Origin of the sequence: Synechococcus sp. Lug-A (assembly GCF_024345655.1) — a bacterium.
Lineage (GTDB): Bacteria > Cyanobacteriota > Cyanobacteriia > PCC-6307 > Cyanobiaceae > MW101C3.
The window spans coordinates 80,326-103,694 of the sequence record NZ_JAGQBN010000001.1; the positions used below are offsets into that span (position 1 = coordinate 80,326).

A 23,369-nucleotide genomic window follows, 5' to 3' on the forward strand; every position below is an offset into this window, starting at 1 on the left:
GGTCCTGCAGACTTTGGGATGATTTCGGCACGATCCGTGGAACCGCGTTCTTCTTCAGCGCCAGTGGTGGCCCGCAATGTGCTCGGTGAGACGCTTGAGATCTGCGGATGCACACCCCGCACCGGCTGGTACCGCGATGGTTTCTGCCGTACCGACAGCAGCGACACGGGACGCCACACCGTCTGCTGTGTGGTGAACGATGTCTTCCTGCGCTACAGCCGTTCCCGCGGCAACGACCTTTCCACACCGATGCCGGCCTACGGCTTTCCGGGTCTTCAGCCCGGAAATCACTGGTGCATCTGTGCCGCCCGCTGGCTGGAGGCCTACCAGGACGGGGTGGCGCCGCCGGTGCGGCTGGAGGCCACGGAAGCGTCTGCACTTGAGGTGATCCCGCTGGAGTTGCTGAAGGAGCTGGCCCACGTGGGGTGAGCGCCGCGCCGCAGCAGCGGCATCACCTCTCTCCCACCACCTGCACCACCCTTCACGTCACCCCGGTCACATCAGCCCGCGTCAGCCGAACACTCCACCGTCTTCAAACCCCGCCTTCACCACGGAACCGGGCTCCCGTCCCAGGCCAGGAAGCTGCCGCTCTGCTCCGGCCCCTGCAGTTCCAGCACGTCCAGGAGGTGGTGGGCGGTTCGCTCGGGGCTGAACAGGCGCTCCGGCGGCACGCCGCTGCGGAAAGGCGCTGAGAGATCGGTGGCCGTGGTGCCGGGATGCAGCAGGGTCACGGTGGCGAGGGGTCGGCGGCGGCGCCACTCCAGGGCCAGGCAACGCAGCAACTGATTCTGGGCGGCCTTGGCACTGCGGTAGCCGTACCAGCCCCCCAGGCCGTTGTCGCCGATGCTGCCGACCCGTGCCGACAGGCTGGCGAACAGCGCCGGCTCTGCGGCCGGCAGCAGCGGCTCCAGGGCCTGGGCCAGCAGAATCGGGCCGTAGGCATTCACCGCGAACACTCGCTCCAGGGCGGCGCGGTTCAGCTGGCTGAGCCGCTTTTCCGGTTGCAGAGCCGGGCCGTCGTGCAGGAGGCCCGCCGTGTTGATCACGAGGCGCAAGGTGCCGGCCTGGGCCTGCAGCGTGGCGGCAGCGGCCTGCAGACTGGCGTCCGCGCAGAGGTCGAGCTGCAGGGCGCGCGCGCCCAGCTGCGGCTCTCCCGGCCGGGCAGGCCAGCCGCGGCGGCTGGCGCCCCAGAGGCAGAGCCCGGGGGCCCGCTCGGCCAGGGCCTGCACCAGGGCGCGGCCGATGCCGCCGGCACCCACCACCAGGGCATGGCCGTTCCAGCTGCTGAGGGACGGCTGGGACGGGAGCGGGGGCAACACCTGGGGCGAAGCGGTGGAGGGGATGGCGCATGATGGCGCGATGGCAATGAGGATCGCCGTTCTGGGGCAAGGGGCCTGGGGGCGCACCCTGGCCAGCGTGCTGCGCCAGCAGGGCCATGAGCTCGCGGTGTGGTCGCGCTCCCACGGCAGCGATCCAGCCGCGGTGCTCCAGCAGCAGGACCTGGTGCTCTCAGCGGTGGCCATGGCCGGGGTGCCGGCGCTGGCGCAGCAGCTGAGCGCCGGCTGGCCCGGGGCTGTGCCCCTGGTGAGCTGCAGCAAGGGCATCGACCTTCAGCAGCACTGCACAGCGAGCCAGTTGTGGCAGCAGGCCATTCCGTCGTTGGCGTGCCTGGTGCTGAGCGGGCCCAACCTGGCGGCTGAGCTGGATCAGGGCCTGCCGGCCGCCAGCGTGCTGGCCTCCATCCACACCGAACTGGCCAGCGAGCTGCAACGCCAGCTCAGCAGCCAGCGGCTGAGGCTATACACCAACGCCGATCCGATCGGCACCGAACTGGCCGGCGCGCTCAAGAACGTCATGGCGGTGGCGGCCGGCATCTGCGATGGTCTCGGGCTGGGGGCCAATGCCAAGGCCTCCCTGCTGACCCGCGGGCTGGCCGAAATGGGGCGGCTCAGCCAGCTGCTGGGCGGCGATCCCGCCACCCTCTACGGCCTGGCCGGCCTTGGCGACCTCCTGGCCACCGCCAACAGCCCCCTGAGCCGCAACTACCGCTTCGGGCTGCATCTGGCCGAAGGTGACTCTGCAGCGGCGGCCTTCACCCGCATCGGCGCCACGGTGGAGGGACCCGCCACGGCCGAAGCCGCGCTGGTGCTGGCCCATCGGCATGCCCTGCACCTGCCGATCTGTGAGCAGGTGGTGGGCCTGCTGCAGCGGCGCAAAACCCCGCAGGAAGCCGTGCGGGCGCTGATGGAGCGCGATCTGCGCCGGGAATGGGTGTGAGTCGCAGGGCCACATCCAGAGGCCCCACAGCTCCTACCAGCGCCCATCCAGGGCCCACGTCTGCGCGACAACCGTATGTTCGCGGCCGTTCTCAGCCATGATCGCTCCAACGACTAGTGGGACAGGGATGTGAACAGAGGGAAAGGTTCATGAACTGGCCGGCAGGGCAGCAGTTGGTGGCACAGGGCGCACGTGCCCTGCGTCCGTTGAAGCTCGGCAGCGAGCGGCTGGCGCGACGCCTGCAGCGGACTCTCAGCCCTCAACGCCGCACCACGCTGCTGCTCACCACACCCTTGAGCGTGGTGGCTCTGGGCATCGGCTTCTATGCCCAATCGTTCAGCCAGCCGAAGCCCGACCTTGACGCACGGGTGATGGAGGCGCTGCTGCCGGCCAGCACCACCGGTGAAGCCACCGACCCGGCGGGTGAGGAGAGCCGCCTGCGGGCGATCGAAGCGCGCCGCGCCCAGCAGCCTCCCGCTCCGGCCCAGCTGCCGGATGCCCCCGCCTCCCTGGTGGAACCGGCCGCCGGCCGCCCGGTTCCGCTTGAGGTGCGGGTGGCCCTGCTGCGTCAGGCCGGCCAGCCCAGCTTTTCGGCCACCGGCCCCTGGTGGCTGCGCAACGGCGACGGGCAGGTGCTGGCCCAGGGTCAGGCCCGCAGCCCTGTCGATCTCAGCGCCGGCAACGGCGCCAACGATCTCTGGCTGGACACCGCACCCGGAGAAGCGTTGCTGGTGAACGGCCAGCCGTACACCGGTCGCCTGCGTCTGCTGGCGGAGCGGGGAGGCATCACACCGATCAATCACCTGCCACTAGAGGCCTACATCGCCTCGGTGGTGGGGGCGGAAATGCCCACGTCCTGGTCGATGGAGGCCCTCAAGGCCCAGGCGGTGGCGGCCCGCTCCTACGCCCTGGCCCACCTGGCCCGACCGGCCAACAAGTTCTGGCATCTGGGGGACACCACCCGCTGGCAGGCCTACCGGGGCCTCACCACGGTGAATGGCCGCACCACCGAAGCTGCCGCGCGCACCAACGGCTTAATCCTCAGCTACCAGGGGGGCATTGTGGAAAGCCTGTATGCGGCCAACAGCCAGATCACGCTGGAAGCGCACGGGCACCTGGGAGCGAGCATGAGCCAGGAAGGCGCCCAGGAACTGGCCCTCGCGGGCCGGCGTTACAACGAGATCCTGGGCCACTACTACCGTGGGGCCTCGCTGGCACGCCTGCAGATCGGTGGAGCGAACTGAGCGCCTGTGGCGAACGGCCTTGCAGCAGAGCCAGGCCGCGCGCGAACGCGGTGCCCTGGTGCCGCTCGTCACCAGGGTGCTGCCGCCGGGAGCCTGGGCACCCTTCCAGCTCCGCCAGCTCGACTCGCCCGTGCCGCGCCACCTGCGCAGCGGTGGGCCCCGGCCTAACCCGTTTCTCCCCTGGGAGCGGCAACTGGAGGTGACGCGACTGGGCGACAGCCATGCGGTGATCCTGAACAAGTACCCGGTGCAAGCCGGCCATCTGCTGCTGATCACCCAGGGCTGGGCGCCTCAGAGCGGCTGGCTGAGAGCGGCCGACTGGCAGGCGGTGGCCCATGTCGATGCGGACACCACCGGTCTGTGGTTCTTCAACAGCAGCGGGCGGGCCGGCGCCAGCCAGCCTCACCGGCATCTGCAGCTGTTGCCCCGCCATCGCGGGGAACCCAACTGCCCGCTGGAGCCCGCCCTACGCGCCCAGCTGCAGGGCCAGGCGCCAACCTGGCCCTGGCGCTACCGGCTCAGCCCGCGCCCCGAGGGCGGCGGACCCGCCGACCTGGCGATGCTCTACCGCCGCCATGCCCTGGAGCTCGGCCTGGGTGATCCGGCGGATGGTGGGGAGCCCAGCTATCCCTACAACCTGCTGTTCACCAGCTCCTGGTTTCTCACCATCCTGCGAACCCGCGAACATGCCGCCGGGTTCAGCCTCAATGCGCTGGGCTTCGCTGGCTACCTGCTGCTGACAGAACAGTCGGATCTGCCGTGGCTGAAGGAGCATGGACCGTGGCAGCTGCTACGCGCCGTGGCGCCGGCCATGGACGCCGCGTAGGAGCCTGCAGAAGGCCCGCCTCAGACGAGGCACTGAGCGAGGCAGTGGGCCAGTGATTGGGCATGGAGGTGGGCTCCGATCTTCGCCGAGCCCTGTGCGCCGCGGCTGATTCCGGGAGGCGCAAAGGCAACGGTCTGGATGAGGCTGACCAAGGACCCTCAGCGCCTTGGAGCCTGTGGACGAGGAGCCTGCAGCACCCTCCAGTTGGTGCTCTGGGGGTGAAGAACTCGGTCTCGTCCTGAACCCTCTTCAAAAAAGTTCAGTGAAAGCACGGTTGCACATGGTGGCAGCAAGGGATCTTTCTGGAAAAGGAACCGGACGGAACGACCGGCGGTTCTCCCTACAGCTTCCTTCTCATCTCCGCTTCCCTGTTCATGACCTGCTCCCCACTGGCGGCCCAGCGCTCCACCACCCCGCTGAGCGTCGCACCAACACGTGTCCCGCCAACCAGCGCTCCACCCATCAGCGCTCCACCCACCAACACTCCACCCACCAACGCTTCGGCTGCAGCGTCGGCATCGGCGTTGCTCTTGCCTGGCCGATCGACCAGCAGCAAGACCGCTGCTTCAGCAAGCCGCCTGAGCGCCGTCCATACGGCCACAAACGCCACCAAGGCGAACACGCCGACCACGCCGACCACGAAGCGCAGGACGAACACGAATGCCGGCACTCATGCCAGCCAGCACGCCACCGTGCGACAACGCAACCAGCGGGTGGAGGCCTACAGGGAGCTGGTACGGCCGATCGCTCTCCACTACGCCGCCCTTTGTCGGGAAGGGGCGGATGATCTGATCCAGGTGGGCCTGCTGGGCCTCATCCGCGCCGCGGAGCGGTTCGAACCATGCACCGGAACGCCGTTTTCCGCCTTTGCTCGCCAGCACGTCCGGGGCGCGATCCTGCACTACCTGCGGGATCAGGCCCCGCCCATCCGGCTGCCGCGGCGTCAGCAGGAGCTTCAGGACCGGATGCGGCAGTTCACCCGTGACTGGCAGACGCGATTCGGGCAGAGCCCGAGTGAGGCCGAACTGCGCAGCGGCCTGGAGCTGTCCGTGGCCCAATGGTGCACGTTCGAGCGGCTGGAGCGGCTGCGCCGCCTGGCACCGCTCGAAGCCTCGATGGAGGGCATTGCGGCAGACCATGACGACGACGACTGCGTCGATGGCGGAACCGCCCAGGCAATGGCCCTGCTGACGCAGCTGGAGAACCGGCAGCGTCAAGTGGTGGAGCAGGTGGTGCTGGAGGGGCGGAGCCTGCGGGAGGCGGCCCGCCGGCTTCAGCTCAGCCCGATGACCGTGCACAGGGCCCTGCACAAAGGTCTGGAGCAGCTCAGGCAGGAACTGGACCGCGGCCTTCAGCAGGTGGTTACTCCGCCGGCTGGACCCCATCACGCTGCATCTGCTTCTCCAGGGTGCTGATCGCCGCATTCACGGCAGCGAGCTGACGCTCCACTCCGTCGCGCCAGTAGGTAAGCATGCGCATCTTGCGCTGCTGATGATGGCGGCGCATCGCTTCATGATCACCGCTGCTGGATCCGTAACAGGCAAAGGGCGGGAACATGGGAAAATTTCACAGTGCCTGAAGGTTCTAGCCAGTGCTCTGGTGCCCATGCGTTCCCTGCCCCACCCGTTGGTGAACTCGGCCTTCAAGCGTCGAAACCAAAGGCAGGCAGGGATACTGGCCCACCACATCCACCCCCGCACCGCCACCGTTTTGCCGTTGTCCCCCCGCCAGATCAATCAAATGGGACCCATGATTCCCACAAGGTTTCTTCGCCCCTGTCTGGTGGTGATCGCCGGCACGCTCGTGCTGCAGGCGCCTGCCGCCCACGCCTACGTGGCCTTGATGGCGGGCCAGTCAGCCCGTCCACTCAACGGCGCGTTCAACACCGTGCCGGTGCTGCATTCCAACCAGCCTGAGGAGGTCTTCGGCCCGGGAATTCTGGTGAACACAGCGCCTGGCCAGGCTATCGCCACGGAAACCCGTCAATATCTCAACAACGCTACTTACACTTTCAACGGAGATTTCGGGCTCCACGTTCATCACAAGTATTTCCCAGAAAATGCCAGCCGTCTCGGCGGCCGTTATGTGCGCGGCAAGCTCACGATCGCCACGATCGTGATGAACCCGGGCTCGCGTCCTGTCACCCTTGAGATGGAGCGCGGCGCCGTTCGCAACAGCTTTGAAGCGCCTTATCTAGGCAACCACCTGATGGGCGTGAAACCACTGGGGCGGCGCCCCTGGAACACCGGACCGGGCGATGCCACCTCCGTGATCATGTTGCGCGGGGAGCTGGATCCCAAGATGCCGGAAACCCTGGTGGTTCCTCCCTATAGCCGCCGGGTACTGTTCCACACCCGTCTGCCCGCCCGGGGCATCGCCAATGGCCTACTGAAAGGCCGCAGTGACGGGCCATTCCAGATGGCGGTGGTGGCAGCGGAGGATCCGGAAACTGATGCCGATCTGTTCGCAGTGCTGGATCAAGGGATGCTCGCACCAGGCCGCATCTACCTCGACATGCTCTCAAAGATCCACTACGGCCAGGTGTTCTCACGGGTCGGTGGCGTGGCGATCGGCGATGAGTACCAGGCGAGCCTGGTGCACGATCTCAGTCAGGGCCCATTGCACGTGCCCTTCACAAGCACGAACCGCCACACCTTCGGCACCCGCGAAGTGCAGGTGAACCCGCTGGCCAGCCGCATGATTGATTCCTCCCTCGACAACGTGGGCACCTATGGCGTGCGTTTCGATGTGGATCTGAATCTCAAAGGCAACGGGCCCCATGAGCTGGTGATGAGCCATCCCACCGCGAACGGCCGCCAGTTCACGGCCTTCCGCGGCTCGATCGGCATCCGTACCAAGGAGGGCTACAACGACGTGCACGTAGGCCTGCGTTCAGGCGAGAGTCTTTCTCTGGCCTCGTTGAACCTGGTCCCCGGTGTGAACAACCCTGTGCGGGTGAGCATGGTGTACCCAGCCGATGCCACGCCCGGACACCTGCTGAGCGTGGTGCCCAGCTACCAGCTGGCTCAGCTGCGCGAGCGGGAACAGCGCATCGCCATGGCCCGTGCCGCCGCCGCGGAAGCCGCCCGCCAACGGCCCGCTCCCAAAGCTCCCCCCACCCTGGCGGCCCCAGTGCCGGTTACCCGTCCCGCCTCCGGCCGCACCGCCAGCGCACCGCCCCCGGCACCAGCACCCGCGCGTCCCACGCCGCCACCCCCGGCACCGGCTGCCGCCCCCCGTTTTCTGCCCACCTTGGTGCCGGCCTGGATCCGCCCGCTGCCGGCCATCCCGCTCCCCCTGCTCAACCAGCTGCCGGGTGAGGGCCCCAACGACGGCACCCAGACCGTGCTGCTTGGCCGTTATCGGGAAGCGGCCGAGGCCCAACAGCGGTTCCTCAGGGAGATGATGGGGCGCTAGGTCCACTCCCATCGGTTCCGACGTGGCTGAGCCGGTACGAAAGGAGCGCAAAACTCTGTCGATGACGCTGCCGACCGAAAGGATCGCGCAGTTCAAGCAACTTCAGCGGGAGTGGGGTTTCTCCACCCACGGGCAGGTCATGGAGCACCTGCTGGAGTTGCTGTTGCCTGATTCCCCTGACGAGGAGGCGGAGCAGGACGATGGCGACGATCAAGAGACTGAGGTACTGCTCGAACGGGGAGCCCTGGTGCTGACGTCCAGCGGCGAGAGCACGCAACTGGTGTTCGCCGGGGAAGACGGTCTCATTGAATTCGTACAAGACCCGTCGCAGGACACAGGGCAAGTCTCGAATGAGATCAGTGGACATCCTCGGACTCTGCCGGGTCTGCGCAAGGGGCGGTCCACGGCCGCAGCAGGCAGCGGCGGCTCCGGAAGCCGAGGCCCGGGAGGCGGAATCGATCTGCCGGGATTCGTGCAGCAACGATCGGCGCGGTTACGCCAGAGCCTCCACCCGCAGCCGAGCACGCCAACACGGCCCAGTGATCCGTTTCCGGAAATCTGCGAGCACGATCTGAGCGCCGCCCTCAGCGCCGCCAGTGCCCACTGGGTGGGCCTCTACGGCACAGCCGCCAACGAAGCCGTGCTGGAAGCGGCGATGGTGTGGCTCGGTCAGGAGATCTGGCCCCAGTCCGACCAGGCGGAAGGTCGACCCTTCACCTGGTCGGCGCTGGAACACTGGATCGTTGGCTGTGCTCCGAGCTGGCCGTCTGGCCCGCCCAGCTTTGAGCGGGTGATGGTGGCCGCCGGACTGCTGGAGGATCCCTTCAGCGCTGCCACGTTGAGCGTGCGCCTGCCCACCTTGATCAGGCGGTTCGTGCACCGCTTCCGCCGCCGCCGGCAGGGCACGTCCTTCCAGACCCTTGAGCACACGATGACGCTGCAGGGAGCCCTCAAGGTGCTGGAGATTCCCTTCGAGGTCGGCGAACGGCTCACGTTGAAACGGATCCGCGAGGCCTATCGAGAGCAGGCCCAACGGCACCACCCCGATTCCGGCGGCAGCGCCGACACGATGCGCCGCCTGAATGAGGCCTACCAACTGCTCAAGGAGCTTTATCGCAAATCCAGCTGACCCTCTGGCCAGGCCAGAGCTCCTGCTTGGCTCATGGTCCTTTCAGGCGGAGACCTCTGCCAGCCTCCGCCTGAAAGGCTTCGCTCATCTGTCCACGGTGAGACGCGGTAAGAGTCTCGTGACAGGACCCGTATGAGATTAGTGGCACATTGTGGCAATTCTGTCGCCCCTGAAGGGGAACACCCCCAGCCGCAAAACGATGCAGCCGCAGCGTCCCAACACAGACACAACACCCTCCAGATCGAAAACCATCAGAGCGCCATGCACTCGGTACCCAGCCAAAGCCCCGGGCGGATCGCTGACGAGGAGAGGCAACCACTGACCATCAGTTCCGCAATCGTCTGGCTAGGGATCACCGCGCCAATGACACCTTTGTCCTGCAGCGGCTTGTCCACCAGCCAACGGGGCAGGTGTCCAGCAGGTGGACATGGAATCGGGAGGACCTGAAAACCCAAGCAGGACAGGGGAGCTTCGCGCAAAAGTCCAGCTGCGTACCTGCGTGAGACACAGGTACGCAGAGGGTTGACCAAGGCGCAGCTTCGACAGGCTGCACCGGAGTGAGCGCGAGCGAAATCACGATGGCGTGGCATGAAGCCACAGGCAGCGAAGGGGTGAGCCGGCTCAAAGACTCTGTGGTGGAGTGCCATGTTGCTGGCTGGACCAGCTCAGGATCCGCCAGGCTCGCAGAGAGCCGGGGGTTGTGTGGGTCACGGTCGACGGCGATCAGCACTGAACGTCCAAGGCGGCACAGATGAACAGGAAGCAACTCCAGCCAGCCCCATGACCGGGCTGACCATCTCTGCAGGCTCAGTGGGGAAAAGGTCGATCTGCACAGGTGGAATTGCAGGAAAATCTGGCTTTCAAGCTGCGCAGACAAGACTCAGTACTGGACCCGTAGCTGGTCGCACATGGGACAGCTGGGAGAGTGCGGCCTTCAGTAAACACCGGGCGTCCAGCGCCAGGCGACCCAGGAAACAACGCAGCCAAGCCATGACGAGGTGAGTGCCGACAAAGCCTGCGCGATGAGGGAACTTCTGGGTGAATTGTTCCCACCGAACCTCTTCTGCGCACCTGAAAGATTCCCGATGAGCGAGACACAGTTGGAAATGACGCCCTTGCCTCACCTCACCGATCCATGAGGCGAGGCTCGATCGTTCGCTTAACCGCTGCTTAGGGCGATCCTGCTGTGGCTTTCATTGGATCTCATGTGCCTCAAGACAGAACCAGCTCGGGACCTACTACATGTCCAGAGTGAGACAGTGGAGAAGAGACGACTCCACGACTGTCCTCAGCGCAGAAGCCAATGGATTCATTCCCTCTTGCAGGACAGAGGCAATGGCGATCCTGCTTGGCCTGATTCGGCACAGGGATGGCAGGCACGGCGCTTCTGTTCTGCACTGCGTTTGTCTTCTCGGCAGCCGTTCAAGAGGACGAGCCCGGCAACTGGAACCTTGACAACGGTGCGAGCCAAAGGCTGGGCGCCTTGGTTGCGATGAGGTCGTCCCAGTTCGAGGCCGGTTGCCTGGATCCGATCCCTGCAGCTGGGATGAGCCTTCAAATCGTGCTGCCCAGTTCCCTGGAAGACCTCAGCTTTGATCTCACCCCAGGGCAGGTGCAGACGCTGCACTCCCTGTCAGAGGTGTGCGCAGCCAGCTGAACAGTTGCCTAGATGACAGAGGGCTTGCGAAGGGCCTTCACCTGTCGATGAGGGTGGCGCAACCGAAGCAGACGAGACAAAGAAACGCCTCAACGCAAGCTGGGTTGCTGGCTCAATAGCAGAAGATCAAGCCAGGCCAGACACGATCAGATCCGACAGGGCAGGCAGATCAGCCGGGCGTCTGCATCCCCTGGATCAGGAAGTCGAAGTAGGGGCCAGCCATGACGGCATCCTCGGTGGCAAGCAGCGCCAGTGACGCCTCTTTGAGTGTGCGCATGCTTTCGACCATGCCCGCCATCGGCACCCCGAGGCTGTTGTACATCTCGCGGGCTCCGATCAGGCCGATGTCCTGGATCTTTTCGGTGCTGCCGGCAAGCACACCGTAGGTGACCAGGCGGAGGTACCAGCTGAAATCGCGCAGGCACTGGGCCCGTTGGCGCTGGCCATAGGCATTGCCGCCCTGGGCCACGTATTCGGGCTTGCGCAGAAACAGCTGCCGCGCCGCCTCATTGACGATCTTTTTCTCGTTTTCCGTGAGCACGCGGGCGACACGAATGCGCTGGTTTCCGCCGGAGAGGTACTCCGCCATGGAGCGCAATTCACCGCCGCTGGGGTAGCGCAACTGATCATCGGCTTGCAGGATCAGGTCCCTGACGACGCTCATCGAAAGCACCACGCTGGGGCCGATCTTACCGAGAAGAGTCCCTCGCGATGGCCGCAAGCGCCTTTGTGTAACGGCCCTTTGCATCCGGGGGGGCCTTTAGGGTCAGGGGCTGCCCGTTGTGTCGCAGGTCTTTGGATGGCCCTTCTCTTGCCCCCCTCCGGCACGGCCCTGGAGCTGAGCATCACCGGGTTGAACCACCTCGGCGAGGGTGTCGGTCGCTGGGGCGCAGCCACGGAAGGGGGAGGCGAGCGGGGCGTGGTGGTGTTTGTGCCACAGGCCCTGCCCGGTGAGGCGGTGACGGCCCGCGTGACCTACCAGGCCAAAGGCCACGTGGTGGCGGAGCTGATCGAGCGGCACAACACGGCGGCAGAGCGCCGGCGTCCTCCCTGCATCCTTGCCGAGCGCTGCGGCGGCTGCAGCGTCCAGCATCTCGTCGATGAGGCCCAAGCCCGCTGGAAACAGGATCTGGTCCAGCAGGCCTTGCAGCGGATCGGTGGCTTTTCCCTGGCGGTGCAGCCGATCCTGGCGGCGGCTGAGCCGCTTGCCTATCGCAACCGGGCCGTGATTCCGCTGGAGCGAGGGCCCGACGGCACCCTGAGAGCAGGCTTCTACCGCAGCGGCAGCCACAAGATCGTCAATATGAACCGCTGTCCGGTGCTCGATGCGCGCATCGACTCGCTGATCGCGCCACTGAAGCAGGTGCTGGAAGCCAGCGGCTGGCCCGTGGACGCGGACCTGAGCGAAGGCGGTGGTCTTCGCCATCTGGGCCTGCGCGTCGGGCATCACAGCGGCGAGGTGCTGGTGACCCTGATCAGCAGCCACAGCCAGCTGCCCGGGCTGAGCGAACGTGCAGACGCCTGGATGGAGCGCTGGCCTGAACTGGTGGGCGTGTGCCTGAACCTCCAGCCCCTGCCCACCAACACCTTGATGGGTCCGCGCACCGAGGTGATCGCCGGGCGGGGCTGGCTGAGCGAACGCTTCTGCGGGCACGAGCTGCGCATCGCGCCGGACACCTTCTTTCAGGTGCACACCCCCCAGGCCGAGCGGCTGGTGCCGCTGCTGCTGGACGCGCTTGAACCACGCGCCGGACGCACGCTGGTGGAGGCCTACTGCGGCATCGGCACCTTCGGCTTGCCTCTGGCGGCCGCCGGGGCAAGCGTGCGGGGGCTGGAGCTGCACCTGCCCAGCGTTGAGCAGGCCCGGCTCAATGCGGCGCTCAACGGTCTCAATGGGTTGTCGGTGGAGAGCGCCGACGTGGCCACTGCGCTGGTGGAGCTGCTGCCGGAGGCGGATGGGCTGCTGCTCGATCCACCGCGCAAAGGCCTTCCCGAGCAGGTCACGGCCGTGATCCGTGCCTGCCCGCCCCGACGGGTCGCCTACCTCAGCTGTAACCCCGCCACACTTGCCCGCGACCTGGCCCGCCTCACACAGGACGGGGGGCTGACGCTGCAGAGCGTGCAACCCGTCGACTTCTTCCCTCAGACGAGCCACGTGGAGGCGCTGGCGGTGCTGACCGCCAGCTGAGTGTCAGGCCCGCTGCTGGGGATCAGGCTCGCAGCTGGGCGTCGAACTGCTTCTCGACGGCCTGGCGCACCGCCGCGTGGGCCTGCTCCACCTCCGCTTCGGTGAGGGTGCGGCGCGCATCGCGGTAGCGCAGGCGGAAGGCCTGGCTGGCCGCTCCCTCGGCCACCTGGCTGCCGGCATAGCGGTCGATCAGTTCCGCCGACTCCAGCAACGGCCGGCCGGCCTTGCGCATCACCGTGAGCAGCTGGGCAGCCGTAACGCTGGCAGGGATCACCACGGCCAGGTCACGTTCAGAGGCGGGAACGGTGGGATAGGGGCTGAAGCTGGGCTGCCAGCGGTTGCTGCGGGTGGCCGCGCGCAGCAGCGGCTCCAGCGAGAGCTCAAACAGATGGGTGGCTTCCGGCAGGTCGAGGGCTTCGGCCTGGGCCGGGTGCAGTTGTGCAAACCAGCCCACCGCGCGGCCTTCGAGCACCAGCTCCGCCGCCCGGCCCGGGTGCAGCAGCGCATGGCCCTGCAGGGGGCGGTCGTCGCAGGTCAGCGACAACTGGCCGAGAGCCTGCTGCAGGACACCCCGCGCTTCGTAGTACCCCAACGGCCGGGGCTTGCCGGCGCTGCTCCACAGCTCGGAGCGCCGTTCCCCGCAGATCACCCCCGCCAGCTTTGCCTCGCTGATCACATCGGTGTCGGCGGCATCGCCGTTGGCACGGAACACATGGCCGATCTCGAAGGCCCAGAAGCCTGGCTGTGAGGCCTGCAGGTTGCGGCGTGCCGCCAGCAGCAGGTCGTCGATCAGCGAATCACGCAGGTGGCCGTATTCCGCCAGAAGAGGATTGGCCAGCGCCACCCGCTCTGCCGTCGTCAGCCCAATGCCCCTGCTCACCGGGGCCTGGGCCGGCCCGAGCGACAGCGAGCAGCATTCCTGCAGTCCGGCAGCGCAAAGGGCACGGCGCAACAGACGCTCGGCCTTCTGGGCAGGCTCCAGACCGCCAGGGCAGATCGGGTCCGGCAGATGGCTGGCGAAATGGTCGTAACCCACGAGCCGGGCCACCTCCTCGATCAGATCCACCTCCCGCTGCAGATCCATCGCCCGCGACGGGGGCACGGTGACCCACCAGCCCTCCTCGCTGTCCTCCAGCTGGCAGCCCAGGGCCTCCAGGGTGGCCGTGATGCGTTCATCAGCCAGGTCGTCCGCCACGCCATCGACGAGCACGGGACCCAGCAGCTGGTGCAGGGCATCGCGGCGCAAGGCCAGCGGTGGGCGGGGATCCACAGGCACCTGGTGCAGCCAGCGGCCCTGGATCTCGCCGCCGGCCAGCTCCACCAGCAGGGCAGCGGCACGATCCGCCGCCGCCAGGGTGACCTCCCGCGGCAGGCCTTTCTCGAACCGATGGCTGGCATCGGTGCGCAGGCCCACGCTGCGGGCGCTGCGGCGCACCGCCTGGGGCGCGAACACAGCGGCTTCCAGCCAGATGGCGCCGGTGCCGGGGTGCACCGAGGCGTTGCTACCACCGATCACCCCCGCCAGGGCCACCGGCTGGTTGGCGTAGGTGATCAACAGCGCTTCGGGGGTGAGGCGATGGCTGCTGCCATCAAGCGCCTCGAAGGGCTCGCCGTCGCCGGCCTGACGCACGCCGATGGCGCCGGGATCGGCGCTGGCAGAGCCTGCCGGGCCGAGCAGGGCGAGCCGCTCGCTGTCAAAGGCGTGCAGGGGCTGGCCAAATTCCAGCATCACCAGATTGGTGACATCGACCACGTTGTTGATCGCCCGCAGGCCGGCCCGCTCCAGGCGCTGCTGCAGCCAGTCCGGCGAAGGCCCGACCTTCACGCCGGTGATGGCCGTGAGGCTGTAGAGCCCACCGGCTTCGATCGCGGCGGCGTCAGCAGCCGCCACCGGCAACGGCACGGCGGAGACCTGCGGAGCCGGCGCTGTGAGCGTGAGCGCTGCGCCGGTGAGGGCCGCCACCTCGCGGGCGATGCCCTGCATCGAAAGCCCATCGGGGCGGTTGGCGGTGATCGCCAGCTCCAGCACCTGATCGTCAAGACCGAGGCTGGGTCCCACCGGGGTGCCCAGGGGCGGCACGTCGCTGAGCAAATCGTCGAGCACGGCGATGCCATCGCTGCTTTCGGGCAGTCCCAGCTCCCGCAGCGAGCAGATCATGCCGCTGCTGGCCACGCCACGCAGTTCGGCGGGTTTGATGGTGAGATCCACCGCCGGCAGGTGGGCGCCCACCAACGCCACGGGCACATGGATTCCGGCCCGCACATTGGGGGCGCCGCAGACGATCTGCAGCAGGTCGTCGCCTGGAGCGGCCGAGAAACGCACCCGGCAGACGCTGAGTTTGTCGGCGTTGGGATGGGGGCTGCGCTCCTCCACGAAGCCCACCACCACGCCGGCGGCGCGGGCAGCAAGATCCTCGATCGCATCGACTTCAAAGCCGGCCATCGATAGACGTTCGGCCAGTTCAGCGGCGGGCATGGAGCAGGCCACCAGCTCCCGCAGCCATTGGAGCGAGACCTGCATCGAATCCACGGCGTCGAGTCGCCGAGATCCTAATGACCGGCCCGGTGCAGGCCGGAGAGTATGTTGTTCAGCTGTCAGCTCGCCTCGCTTCAGCGGCGCACGTCCTTCCATGGCAAAGAACAAGGGCGTCCGGCTCGTGATCACTCTTGAGTGCACCGAATGCCGGTCCAACCCCGCCAAGCGGTCTCCTGGTGTGTCTCGTTACACCACCCAGAAGAACCGCCGCAACACCACCGAACGGCTCGAATTGAAGAAGTTCTGCCCTCACTGCAACAAGAGCACGAACCACAAGGAGATCAAGTGAGTGAGGGCTGGCGGTGATGACCGCCAGCCCCACAGCTTTTCCTCTCCCCACGTCTTCTTCCTTTCTGCCCTTCCCCATGTCCAGCTCCTTCTTCAAGAAGCGTCTTTCGCCCATCAAACCCGGCGATCCGATCGACTACAAAGACGTCGATCTGCTCAAGAAGTTCATCACCGAACGCGGCAAGATCCTGCCCCGCCGGCTCACCGGGCTCACCGCCCAGCAGCAACGCGACCTCACCAATTCCGTGAAGCGCGCCCGCATCCTGGCGCTGCTTCCCTTCGTGAACCCCGAGGGCTGAGTTCGCCTTGGCGTTTCAGCCCGGCGACCTGGTCGGTCTGAACGGCTCCAGGGGGCCTGAGCTTGCCGTCATCGACACCCTGTCCGGCAGCAAAGCGGCCCTGCGGGTCGGCTTTGAGGCCAGACGCCAACAGGTGCCGTTGCGTGAGCTTGATCCCCTGGTGTCGTTGCCAGGCACCTTCAACCCGCCCGCCTCTATGGTCGCCCCCCCCTGGGGGCTCACAGCGGAGCTGCTGCAACAGCAGCGGCCCTCCAGCCGTGATCTCGGCGCCGCTTGGCTGCTGCTCAGTGAGCCGGCGTCGCCTGCCGCCGCCGGGGCTTCTTCCCATGGCGCACCTCCTGCGGCCATGCCACTGGAGGAGCTCGTGGCCCTGGTGGCCCCTGCCGACACACCGGCGGCTCGAGCCGCCTGCTGGTTGGTCCTGCAGCACCAGGAGCAGCACTTTTTTCGCTGGCGCCACGGCGCGGTTCAGCCCCGCACGCTGCGGGATCTCCGCCAGCTGCGCCGTGAGCGTCACCTCGAACGCCTGAGCCGGCTGCACGAACAGCGCTGGCAAGCCTTGCTGCAGCAACGTCAGCCGCTCGATCCGAGCAGCCTCGACGCCCAGGCCCGTGCCCAGCTCGACCACCTGCTGGCCCTGGCCGGCGGGGATACCACCACGCCATTGCCGGTGGCCCTGCGCCAGGCCCTGCACGGCGCCCACTGCAGTGCGGAGCCGGGGGCGGTGCGACGCCTGCTGGTGGATCTGGGCCAGTGGGAGCCCCACGCACTCCCCTCGCTGCAGCGCACCGTGTGGGAACAGGGCTTCGTGCCCGAGCTGCTGGCCGAGGCCGAGCGGTTGATCGCTGCCGCCGCTGACCCGCAACCCGGCGACGACCAGCGCCGCGACCTCACCACCCTGCGCACCTACACCCTCGACGATCCCGACACCCTGGAGATCGACGACGCCCTCTCCCTGGAGCAGCTGGGCGATGGCCGTCAGCGTCTGTGGGTGCACATCGCCGATCCTGGGCGGCTGGTGCCACCGGAGTCGCCCCTGGATCTGGAGGCACGACGCCGCGCCTCCAGCCTCTACCTGGCCGACCGGGTGGTGCCGATGTTTCCCTTTCCTCTGGCCACCGGCCCCTTCAGCCTGCGCCAGGGTCACCGTTGTGCCGCCTGGAGCACCGCGATCGAGCTGGATGACGAAGGTGCAGTGGCTGCCGTGGAGATTGTGCGCAGCTGGGTGCTGCCCACCTATCGCCTCTCCTACGCCGACGGCGATGCCCTGATCGAACTGGCTCCAAAGGAAGAACCGGATCTGGCCAGCATCGACGCCCTGCTGGAGCGCCGTCGCAGCTGGCGTGTGGCCCAGGGTGCCCTGCAGATGGAGCAACCGGAGGGCCGCATCCGCGCGGTGGACGGGCAGACAAGCGTGGAGATCACCGACCCGAGCCCGGCCCGGGCGCTGGTGGCCGAAGCGATGATCCTCAACGGCGCCGTGATCGCCGCCTATGGCGTGAGCGAGGGTCTGGCCCTTCCTTACCGGGGCCAGCCCAGCGCCGAGCTGCCGCCCGCTGCCCAGTTGGAGGCCCTGCCCCCTGGTCCGGTGCGACACATGGCCCTGCGCCGCTGCCTCACCCGAGGTGTCACCGGTGTGCAGCCCTGCCATCACTTCAGCCTCGGGCTGAGCGCCTACGTGCAGGCCACCTCACCGATCCGTCGCTACGCCGATCTGGTGGTGCAACGCCAGCTGGCGGCCCATCAGCAGCACCAGCCGCCCCTGGATGGAACCGACCTCGGCGCCCTGCTCGATCAACTCGATCCGCCGCTGCGGGAGGGGGTGCAGATCAGCCGCGAAGACCAGCGCCACTGGCAGCAGGTGTGGTTTGAGCAGCACCCCCAGGAACGCCTGGAGGGGGTGTTCCTGCGCTGGCTGCGGGAGCAGGACCGGCTGGGCCTCGTGCATCTCGAAGCGCTGGCGCTGGACGTGGCTGCCCGCTGCCCCGCCGCCGCCGAACCTGGCACCACCCTCACCGTGCACGTGCAGATGGTGGATTCGCTGTCGGATCTGCTGCGCCTCGAGGCGCGCTGAGGGGGCCTCAGGCGATGGCCAGCGCAGGCGTCAGTCTGCGACGAGCCGTGACACCCGCAGCCAGGGCCCCCAGGGATTGGCGCAGCCGATCAGCTGCACCGTGCGAGGTCGCTCAACAGCGGCCAGCCAGTGGTGCAGACCGGGTTCGAGCGTGATCACAGGCCAGGGGCGCTTGCCGGTGTCGAGGAAAAAGCCGCCGTTGCCATCGCTCTGCAGGCTGCCCTGGAACAGGCGTTCGTGGGGCTCCGCTGGGGCAACACCGGGATCCGTTGGCGCGGCGCCAAGCAGCTCGCCGCCCGGCGACAGGCGCTCGGGCGCGGCCAGCGCCGCGTGCTGGCGCAGGCGCCACTCGGGGTGATGCCAGGGGGTGTCCCAGAGCGGTAGCGGCCCGGCAGGCGCCTGCGGGTCGTTGATCAGGGCCTCCTGCAGCTGGCGCACCGGCAGCTCGGCCGGCAGCAGTGCGTGGGCCACGCACAACGCCGCCGCCGCTCCCGCCGCCTGGCCGATGTTGAGGATCAGCGGCTGCAGCCGGGTAGCGCCGTTGGCCATGTGGCTGGTGCTGAAGGACTTGTCGGCGGCCAGCAGGTTGTCGAGGTCGGCGCACACCAGTGCGCCATAGGGAATCGTGAAGGGGGTGCCGCTCCAGCGTCCGCCCCAACGGCAGCTCTTCGGGGCCAGGGGCCAGTCAGGGCCGGGGTAGTGGTGATCGTTGGGGTAATTGCCCACGGCAATGGAGCTGATCGTCCCGTCTGGGCCTGTGGCCAGCGGGGCCAGGCGTGCCTCGGCTGTGCCGCCGGCGCAGGCCTGGGGCAACAGATCCCCTTCAGTGACAGTGGCCAGACCGTGCAGGCGACGGCCCTCGCGCCAGTAGGGCATCAACGCCAAGGCCGAGGAGCCCTGCAGGGCCGCCGCTGCCGCCGCCTCCGGGAACACCGCCGCCGTCTTTACCCAGCCGTCACTGGCTTCGCCCAGGGCCGCCGCAAACGCGAGGCTGTGGGCCCGCATCTCCGCCTGCAGCGCCTGCTGCTGCTGCGGATCGGCGCTGAAGGCCCGCTCCAGCCCGTCGTGCCAGTCATTGCCGTGCAAGGGCCAGTTCAGCATCACCAGCCCGCCCGGCAGGCGCCCATAGGTGAGCGTGCGCAGCAGGCCGTGGGCCTCGGTGGAGCGCGCGAAGGGTGGGGCCGGCGGCCGGCCGGAGGGGCAGGGGCCCTGCCCGAGCTGGCCCAGCACCACCCAGGTGGGCGACTGCACCGGCTGCCGTTGGAAGAAGGCGTCGTTTTCCAGCTGTTGCTGTGGCGGAGCGCTGGGTTCTCCCCACTGTTCGCGGGGTTCCCAGCCGCAGCGGAACGGCACCTCCGCCAGGGGCAGCAGATCGCCTCGGTCGCTGCCATCGATCAGCACCTCCAGAGCGATCGACTGGGGCTCGTGCTCCCGCTCGATCTCCACGGCGGTGACCCGCCGTCCCTGGCGCCGTACGCCGCGCAGCGTGCAGCACGGCCACCAGCGCAGGCGCGGTTCTGCCGCCACCCAGCCGCGCAGGATCCGTTCGGCCGTGGCCGGCCGCCAACCGAAGCAGCTCACCCAGTTGTGATCGAGCCCTTCGGCTTCCGCCTGCTGCAAGGCCCGCAGCAGCGCCCCCCAGAGACCGGTCTGCCAGGGGGTGAGCTCATTGCCGTCGGGCGCGCAGACCCCTGCAGCGCTCACCATTCCCCCCAGCCAGCCGCCGGGGGTGAGCAGCAGGGTGTCGGCGCCGGCGCGGGCCGCCTGCAGCGCCGCTGCCACGCCGCCACTGCCACCGCCCCAGACCACCACCTGGGCTTGTTCCGCTGCGGCGCCCATCAGCGGCAACCGGGCAGCGGAAGGCGGTCACACAGAAGCAAGGCCATCGGCGGCAGGGCGGCTGGTGGGGAAAGGTTGTCAGAGTGCCCGAAAGTGCTGAGGCACCGCTGGCAGAAAGGCCTGCGCCAAGAGACGCTCGGTAGGATCCGTCGCCGGCGCAGGGCCGCTTTGGCGGGCCAGCGAGCCCTTGATCCCCGCCGAATGACTTACACGCTCACCACCCCCCTTTACTACGTCAACGACAAGCCGCACCTCGGCAGCGCTTACACGACCCTGGCCTGTGACGCCCTGGCCCGTTTCCAGCGCCTCCAGGGGGAACGGGTGATCTTCATCACCGGCTGCGACGAGCACGGCCTGAAGATCCAACGCACCGCCGAGCAGGCCGGGCTCACCCCCCAGGCCCACTGCGACCGCGTCAGCGCCCAGTACCGAGAGCTGTGGCAGGCGTGGGAGATCAGCAACGACCGCTTCATCCGCACCACCGATCCACGCCATCGCCAACTCGTGGATCAGTTCTTCCGGCGGGTCGAGGCCGCCGGCGACGTGGTGGAGGGCCGCCAGCAGGGCTGGTACTGCGTGGCCTGCGAGGAATTCAAGGACGAGGCCGCCGGCGCCGATTCACCCAACTGCAGCATTCACCACCGCCCGCTCGAGTGGCGCGATGAAACCAATCTCTTCTTCCGGCTCTCGCGCTACCAGCAGCCGATCGAGGAGCTGATCCGCCGTCCTGGCTTCATCGCCCCGCCCGGCCGGCAGAAGGAGGTGGAGAACTTCGTGCAGCAGGGCCTGCGCGATTTCTCGATCTCCCGCCTGAACGTGCCCTGGGGGCTGCCGGTGCCGGGCCATGAACCGCAGACGTTCTATGTGTGGTTCGATGCGCTGCTGGGCTACCTCACCGCCCTGCTGGAGCCGGGTGATGCCCCCGATCTCGATCTCCTCAGCCAGCGGGGCTGGCCGGCGTCGGTGCATGTGATCGGCAAGGACATCCTGCGTTTTCATGCCGTCTACTGGCCAGCGATGCTGCTGTCGGCTGGCCTGCCGCTGCCCGAGCGGGTGTTCGGCCACGGCTTTCTCACCCGTGAAGGGCAGAAGATGGGCAAGTCGCTGGGCAACGTGCTGGATCCCGCCACCTTGCTGGAGCGCTGTGGGCCCGATGCGGTGCGCTGGTATCTGCTGCGGGACATCGGCTTCGGCGACGACGGCGACTTTCAGCAGCAGCGCTTCACTGACCTGGTCAACAACGACCTGGCCAACACGATCGGCAACCTGCTCAACCGCACCTCCTCCATGGCGCGTCGCTGGTTCGCCGAGGCTGTGCCGCCGGTGAGCAGCGCCGTCACCGATCAGCATCCGCTGGCCCTGGCCAGCGCGGAGGCCACGCAGCGGGTGATGGCGGCACTGGAACGGCTTGATTTCCGCGCGGGGGCGGAGGCGGCGCTGCAGCTGGCGGTGGCCGCCAACGGCTACCTCAACGAGCAGGCCCCCTGGAGTCGCATGAAACGGCAGGAGGGGGTGGAGCTAGTGGCGGATGATCTCTACGCCGTGCTGGAGGCTGCCCGGATCGTGGCCCTGCTGATCGCCCCTTTGCTGCCGGATCTGGCCGGGCGCATGCTGGTCCAGCTGGCGCAGGCCCCCGTGCTCAGCGGTGCGCCTGAGCCGGCCCCCGCCGGCAACCCCGCCAATCCGCCATGGAGCGAACGGCTGCGCTGGGGTGGCTTAGTGGCGGGTACACCCCTGCCTGAGCCGGCGCCGGTGATGGCCCGCCTCGAGCTGGAGGAAGCGCTTTGATCGCTTCCCGCTCCACACGCCGCAGCGGCCTTCTGCTGCTGGTGCTGCTGCTGGGGGTGCCGTTGTTCGGTTGTGCGCGCAGCGCCAGAACGCCGGCCAAACCGCAGCCGTTCGTGTTCCGCGCCCTCAACCTCCGCCAGCAGGATGCCAAGGGACGACCCAGCTGGGAGCTGACCAGCCCTGAAGCCCGCTACGACCTGCAGCGCCGCGTGGCCACCGCCAGGCAACCGCGCGGTGTGATCTATGCGGCCGGCAAGCCGCGCTACCGCATCCAGGCCGGCAGCGGCACCGTGATCAACGACGGCGAGGTGATCCAGCTGGAGGGGAAGGTGAGCATCGTGGTGATCGGCCCCCAGGGCGCCACGATCACGGGCGATCGCGTCCGTTGGACGCCATCCCGCTCCCTGATTGAGATCAGCGGGAGGCCCGTTGCCACCGACCGCTCCACCCGCCTGACGGCGGATCGCGCCCGTTTCCTGATCGCCGAAGACAAGTTGGAACTGCGCGGATCTCCCCGTCTGCTCCAGCCGGGCCTCAACCTGCTCACCCGCGAAGCCGACTGGTATCCGCCGAGCGGCAATCTGAAGGCGGCCGGGCCGGTGCTGGCGCTGAGGCAGCAGCCCGGCAAGCCCGCCCAGCGCCTCACCGCATCAGCACTGGAGGGCAACACGCGCGAGCAGGTGTTCGACGGGATCGCGCCGGTGCAGTTCCTCGACCCCGCCGCCAAGACGGAGATCGCCGCTGGGCGAACCCGCTGGAACCTCGAGAAGCAATGGATTTCCAGCGCCGAACCCTTCACGGGCCGCTTCGATCAGCTCACGGTGCGCGGCAAGGCACTGGAAGCGAATCTGGCGGACACCACGGCCTTCATCCCCGCCGGCTGCGATGTGCGCCAACCAGGCGAGTGGTTGCAGGCCAACGTCTGCCGGTGGAACTGGACCTCGAAAGAGGTTCAGGCCCAGGGGGCCGTGCGGCTGGAACGCGAGGCGAACCGGCAGATCACCCGCAGCGAGGCGCTCAGCGGCCAGGTGGGCAAAGACGGCACCGTTGAGTTTGTCAGTCCGGGGGCGCGGGTGTTCACCGAGCTCACGGTGCCGCCACGGGCGCCGGGCCCGGCGCGGAAGCGTCCTCCAGTGTCGTTCTGAGCTTGCGAGCCCAGCCCTCCAGCCACAGTTCATCGGCGCGGCAGAAGCATCGTGGCGACCAGCCCCCCACCAGCAACCAGCCCACCGCACCGATGGGTTGCACGATCACGGCTGGCGTGCCCAGCGGCAGGCCGGTGAACTCCTGGCGGCCGGGATAAAGGCGCAGGTCCACCAGCGAAACGCAGCGCTCCGTCCGTCGGGCCCGCTCGCAGATTGCGCCCGGGAAGAAGGGCTCTTCGGCCAGCACCCCGCGGCGCAGAACCACCCGGCCCTGCCAGAACAGCAGCACGCTGGCGGCGGGCGTGGCGGTGAGCAGCATGTGGCTGCCCCAGGCGAGTTCCTGCCGGGCCAGGGGCGGGAGGGCCTCATCAAGTTCCAGCCCCTGGGGCCCGGGCAACTCCACCCGCTCCGGTGCCGCCGGCAGGGCCCGCGTCCATAGCACGGCCACCAGCATCAGGCCCACCGCCATCAGGCTGGCGAGCACGGCTGCCCGCTCCAGAGCGGGAGAAAGGTCGGGTGCCGTGAGCTGGTTGAGCAGGCAGAGCAGCAGGCCGAGCACTCCGGCAGCCAGGCAGAGCCGTGCCGGCGGCGGGAGACCGGCCATGGGATTCTGGCGATTGGAATACGAACGCTGACACATCAGGGCGCGACAGCAGGGCCTG

22 protein-coding genes are annotated in these 23,369 nt (G+C 68.0%); 14 read left to right on the plus strand and 8 right to left on the minus strand.

What is annotated here, in order from left to right:
* The first annotated feature begins 18 nt into the window (after positions 1-18).
* Positions 19-429 (plus strand): DUF2237 family protein, encoded by a 411-nt coding sequence (locus tag KBY86_RS00395; protein ID WP_094512851.1) that lies wholly within the window; start codon positions 19-21, stop codon positions 427-429.
* A gap of 116 nt (positions 430-545) precedes the next feature.
* Here KBY86_RS00395 and KBY86_RS00400 read toward each other — a convergent pair whose 3' ends face one another.
* Positions 546-1,316 (minus strand): SDR family NAD(P)-dependent oxidoreductase, encoded by a 771-nt coding sequence (locus KBY86_RS00400; protein ID WP_255139729.1) that lies wholly within the window; start codon positions 1,314-1,316, stop codon positions 546-548.
* 49 nt (positions 1,317-1,365) lie between these two features.
* Between KBY86_RS00400 and KBY86_RS00405 the strand changes: the two genes are divergently transcribed.
* The 3 genes from KBY86_RS00405 (at position 1,366) to KBY86_RS00415 (ending at position 4,347) form a co-directional block, all read left to right on the plus strand.
* A complete protein-coding gene (locus tag KBY86_RS00405) occupies positions 1,366-2,277 on the plus strand; it encodes an NAD(P)H-dependent glycerol-3-phosphate dehydrogenase (protein WP_315855821.1) in 912 nt (303 codons plus the stop codon).
* A 149-nt stretch (positions 2,278-2,426) separates the two neighbouring features.
* Positions 2,427-3,521: a SpoIID/LytB domain-containing protein gene (locus KBY86_RS00410; protein WP_255139731.1), complete on the plus strand. Its 1,095-nt coding sequence runs from the start codon at positions 2,427-2,429 to the stop codon at positions 3,519-3,521.
* 19 nt (positions 3,522-3,540) lie between these two features.
* Positions 3,541-4,347 carry an ATP adenylyltransferase gene (locus KBY86_RS00415; RefSeq protein WP_255139732.1) on the plus strand — a complete coding sequence of 269 codons (807 nt, stop codon included), beginning with the start codon at positions 3,541-3,543 and terminating at the stop codon, positions 4,345-4,347.
* A gap of 340 nt (positions 4,348-4,687) precedes the next feature.
* Here KBY86_RS00415 and KBY86_RS15180 read toward each other — a convergent pair whose 3' ends face one another.
* Positions 4,688-5,005 (minus strand): hypothetical protein, encoded by a 318-nt coding sequence (locus tag KBY86_RS15180; RefSeq protein WP_255139733.1) that lies wholly within the window; start codon positions 5,003-5,005, stop codon positions 4,688-4,690.
* Positions 5,006-5,039: 34 nt separating this feature from the next.
* Between KBY86_RS15180 and KBY86_RS00425 the strand changes: the two genes are divergently transcribed.
* Positions 5,040-5,762 (plus strand): sigma-70 family RNA polymerase sigma factor, encoded by a 723-nt coding sequence (locus tag KBY86_RS00425; protein ID WP_255139734.1) that lies wholly within the window; start codon positions 5,040-5,042, stop codon positions 5,760-5,762.
* Here the strand turns inward: KBY86_RS00425 and KBY86_RS00430 are convergent.
* Positions 5,710-5,904, minus strand: a complete 195-nt coding sequence (locus KBY86_RS00430; RefSeq protein ID WP_094512857.1) for a sigma factor SigF — start codon at positions 5,902-5,904, stop codon at positions 5,710-5,712. The genes KBY86_RS00425 and KBY86_RS00430 overlap by 53 nt on opposite strands.
* 192 nt (positions 5,905-6,096) lie before the next feature.
* On the opposite strand from KBY86_RS00430, the gene KBY86_RS00435 reads away from it, so the two are divergent.
* Both KBY86_RS00435 and KBY86_RS00440 read left to right on the plus strand, forming a co-directional pair.
* Entirely contained in the window at positions 6,097-7,764 is a 1,668-nt protein-coding gene (locus tag KBY86_RS00435; protein WP_255139736.1) for a DUF3370 family protein, read from the plus strand.
* 61 nt (positions 7,765-7,825) lie between these two features.
* Positions 7,826-8,893 carry a J domain-containing protein gene (locus tag KBY86_RS00440; RefSeq protein ID WP_255139737.1) on the plus strand — a complete coding sequence of 356 codons (1,068 nt, stop codon included), beginning with the start codon at positions 7,826-7,828 and terminating at the stop codon, positions 8,891-8,893.
* 251 nt (positions 8,894-9,144) lie between these two features.
* Here KBY86_RS00440 and KBY86_RS00445 read toward each other — a convergent pair whose 3' ends face one another.
* Positions 9,145-9,288: a hypothetical protein gene (locus KBY86_RS00445; protein ID WP_255139738.1), complete on the minus strand. Its 144-nt coding sequence runs from the start codon at positions 9,286-9,288 to the stop codon at positions 9,145-9,147.
* A gap of 974 nt (positions 9,289-10,262) precedes the next feature.
* On the opposite strand from KBY86_RS00445, the gene KBY86_RS00450 reads away from it, so the two are divergent.
* Positions 10,263-10,550 (plus strand): hypothetical protein, encoded by a 288-nt coding sequence (locus KBY86_RS00450; RefSeq protein WP_255139739.1) that lies wholly within the window; start codon positions 10,263-10,265, stop codon positions 10,548-10,550.
* A gap of 169 nt (positions 10,551-10,719) precedes the next feature.
* Here the strand turns inward: KBY86_RS00450 and apcD are convergent, their stop codons facing one another.
* Positions 10,720-11,214 (minus strand): allophycocyanin subunit alpha-B, encoded by a 495-nt coding sequence (gene apcD, locus KBY86_RS00455; protein ID WP_094512860.1) that lies wholly within the window; start codon positions 11,212-11,214, stop codon positions 10,720-10,722.
* A gap of 135 nt (positions 11,215-11,349) precedes the next feature.
* On the opposite strand from apcD, the gene rlmD reads away from it, so the two are divergent.
* Positions 11,350-12,738, plus strand: coding sequence for a 23S rRNA (uracil(1939)-C(5))-methyltransferase RlmD (gene rlmD / locus KBY86_RS00460; RefSeq protein WP_255139740.1), 1,389 nt, complete (start codon positions 11,350-11,352; stop codon positions 12,736-12,738).
* Between the two features lie 22 nt (positions 12,739-12,760).
* On the opposite strand, the gene pheT is transcribed toward rlmD, so the two are convergent.
* Entirely contained in the window at positions 12,761-15,259 is a 2,499-nt protein-coding gene (gene pheT / locus KBY86_RS00465; protein WP_255139742.1) for a phenylalanine--tRNA ligase subunit beta, read from the minus strand.
* A 109-nt stretch (positions 15,260-15,368) separates the two neighbouring features.
* Between pheT and rpmG the strand changes: the two genes are divergently transcribed.
* From rpmG to KBY86_RS00480, 3 genes are all read left to right on the plus strand, one after another.
* Positions 15,369-15,563, plus strand: coding sequence for a 50S ribosomal protein L33 (gene rpmG, locus KBY86_RS00470; RefSeq protein WP_094512862.1), 195 nt, complete (start codon positions 15,369-15,371; stop codon positions 15,561-15,563).
* Positions 15,564-15,639: 76 nt separating this feature from the next.
* Entirely contained in the window at positions 15,640-15,861 is a 222-nt protein-coding gene (gene rpsR / locus KBY86_RS00475) for a 30S ribosomal protein S18 (RefSeq protein WP_094512863.1), read from the plus strand.
* A 7-nt stretch (positions 15,862-15,868) separates the two neighbouring features.
* Positions 15,869-17,935: an RNB domain-containing ribonuclease gene (locus tag KBY86_RS00480; RefSeq protein ID WP_255139743.1), complete on the plus strand. Its 2,067-nt coding sequence runs from the start codon at positions 15,869-15,871 to the stop codon at positions 17,933-17,935.
* 30 nt (positions 17,936-17,965) lie between these two features.
* On the opposite strand, the gene KBY86_RS00485 is transcribed toward KBY86_RS00480, so the two are convergent.
* Positions 17,966-19,774: an FAD-dependent oxidoreductase gene (locus tag KBY86_RS00485; RefSeq protein ID WP_255139744.1), complete on the minus strand. Its 1,809-nt coding sequence runs from the start codon at positions 19,772-19,774 to the stop codon at positions 17,966-17,968.
* A 201-nt stretch (positions 19,775-19,975) separates the two neighbouring features.
* Between KBY86_RS00485 and KBY86_RS00490 the strand changes: the two genes are divergently transcribed.
* Together KBY86_RS00490 and lptC are read left to right on the plus strand one after the other, a co-directional pair.
* Entirely contained in the window at positions 19,976-21,562 is a 1,587-nt protein-coding gene (locus KBY86_RS00490) for a methionine--tRNA ligase (protein WP_255139745.1), read from the plus strand.
* Positions 21,559-22,707, plus strand: coding sequence for an LPS export ABC transporter periplasmic protein LptC (gene lptC / locus KBY86_RS00495; RefSeq protein ID WP_255139746.1), 1,149 nt, complete (start codon positions 21,559-21,561; stop codon positions 22,705-22,707). Before KBY86_RS00490 ends, lptC begins: the two co-directional genes overlap by 4 nt.
* Here lptC and KBY86_RS00500 read toward each other — a convergent pair.
* The gene (locus tag KBY86_RS00500; protein WP_158217467.1) at positions 22,649-23,311 is read right to left on the minus strand and encodes a cofactor assembly of complex C subunit B; all 663 of its coding nucleotides are present in this window, start codon (positions 23,309-23,311) and stop codon (positions 22,649-22,651) included. The genes lptC and KBY86_RS00500 overlap by 59 nt on opposite strands.
* Between the last annotated feature and the right edge of the window lie 58 nt (positions 23,312-23,369).

Bases quoted from the DNA above. Each gene is read 5' to 3' on its own strand.
- KBY86_RS00450 (WP_255139739.1), top strand. From the start codon at position 10,263: ATGGCAGGCACGGCGCTTCTGTTCTGCACTGCGTTTGTCTTCTCGGCA.
- KBY86_RS00435 (WP_255139736.1), top strand. From the start codon at position 6,097: ATGATTCCCACAAGGTTTCTTCGCCCCTGTCTGGTGGTGATCGCCGGC.
- rpmG (WP_094512862.1), top strand. From the start codon at position 15,369: ATGGCAAAGAACAAGGGCGTCCGGCTCGTGATCACTCTTGAGTGCACC.
- KBY86_RS00395 (WP_094512851.1), top strand. From the start codon at position 19: ATGATTTCGGCACGATCCGTGGAACCGCGTTCTTCTTCAGCGCCAGTG.
- KBY86_RS00490 (WP_255139745.1), top strand. From the start codon at position 19,976: ATGACTTACACGCTCACCACCCCCCTTTACTACGTCAACGACAAGCCG.
- rlmD (WP_255139740.1), top strand. From the start codon at position 11,350: ATGGCCCTTCTCTTGCCCCCCTCCGGCACGGCCCTGGAGCTGAGCATC.
- KBY86_RS00500 (WP_158217467.1), bottom strand. From the start codon at position 23,311: ATGGCCGGTCTCCCGCCGCCGGCACGGCTCTGCCTGGCTGCCGGAGTG.
- KBY86_RS00440 (WP_255139737.1), top strand. From the start codon at position 7,826: ATGACGCTGCCGACCGAAAGGATCGCGCAGTTCAAGCAACTTCAGCGG.
- pheT (WP_255139742.1), bottom strand. From the start codon at position 15,259: ATGCAGGTCTCGCTCCAATGGCTGCGGGAGCTGGTGGCCTGCTCCATG.
- KBY86_RS00430 (WP_094512857.1), bottom strand. From the start codon at position 5,904: ATGTTCCCGCCCTTTGCCTGTTACGGATCCAGCAGCGGTGATCATGAA.
- KBY86_RS00410 (WP_255139731.1), top strand. From the start codon at position 2,427: ATGAACTGGCCGGCAGGGCAGCAGTTGGTGGCACAGGGCGCACGTGCC.
- rpsR (WP_094512863.1), top strand. From the start codon at position 15,640: ATGTCCAGCTCCTTCTTCAAGAAGCGTCTTTCGCCCATCAAACCCGGC.
- apcD (WP_094512860.1), bottom strand. From the start codon at position 11,214: ATGAGCGTCGTCAGGGACCTGATCCTGCAAGCCGATGATCAGTTGCGC.
- KBY86_RS00485 (WP_255139744.1), bottom strand. From the start codon at position 19,774: ATGGGCGCCGCAGCGGAACAAGCCCAGGTGGTGGTCTGGGGCGGTGGC.
- KBY86_RS00405 (WP_315855821.1), top strand. From the start codon at position 1,366: ATGAGGATCGCCGTTCTGGGGCAAGGGGCCTGGGGGCGCACCCTGGCC.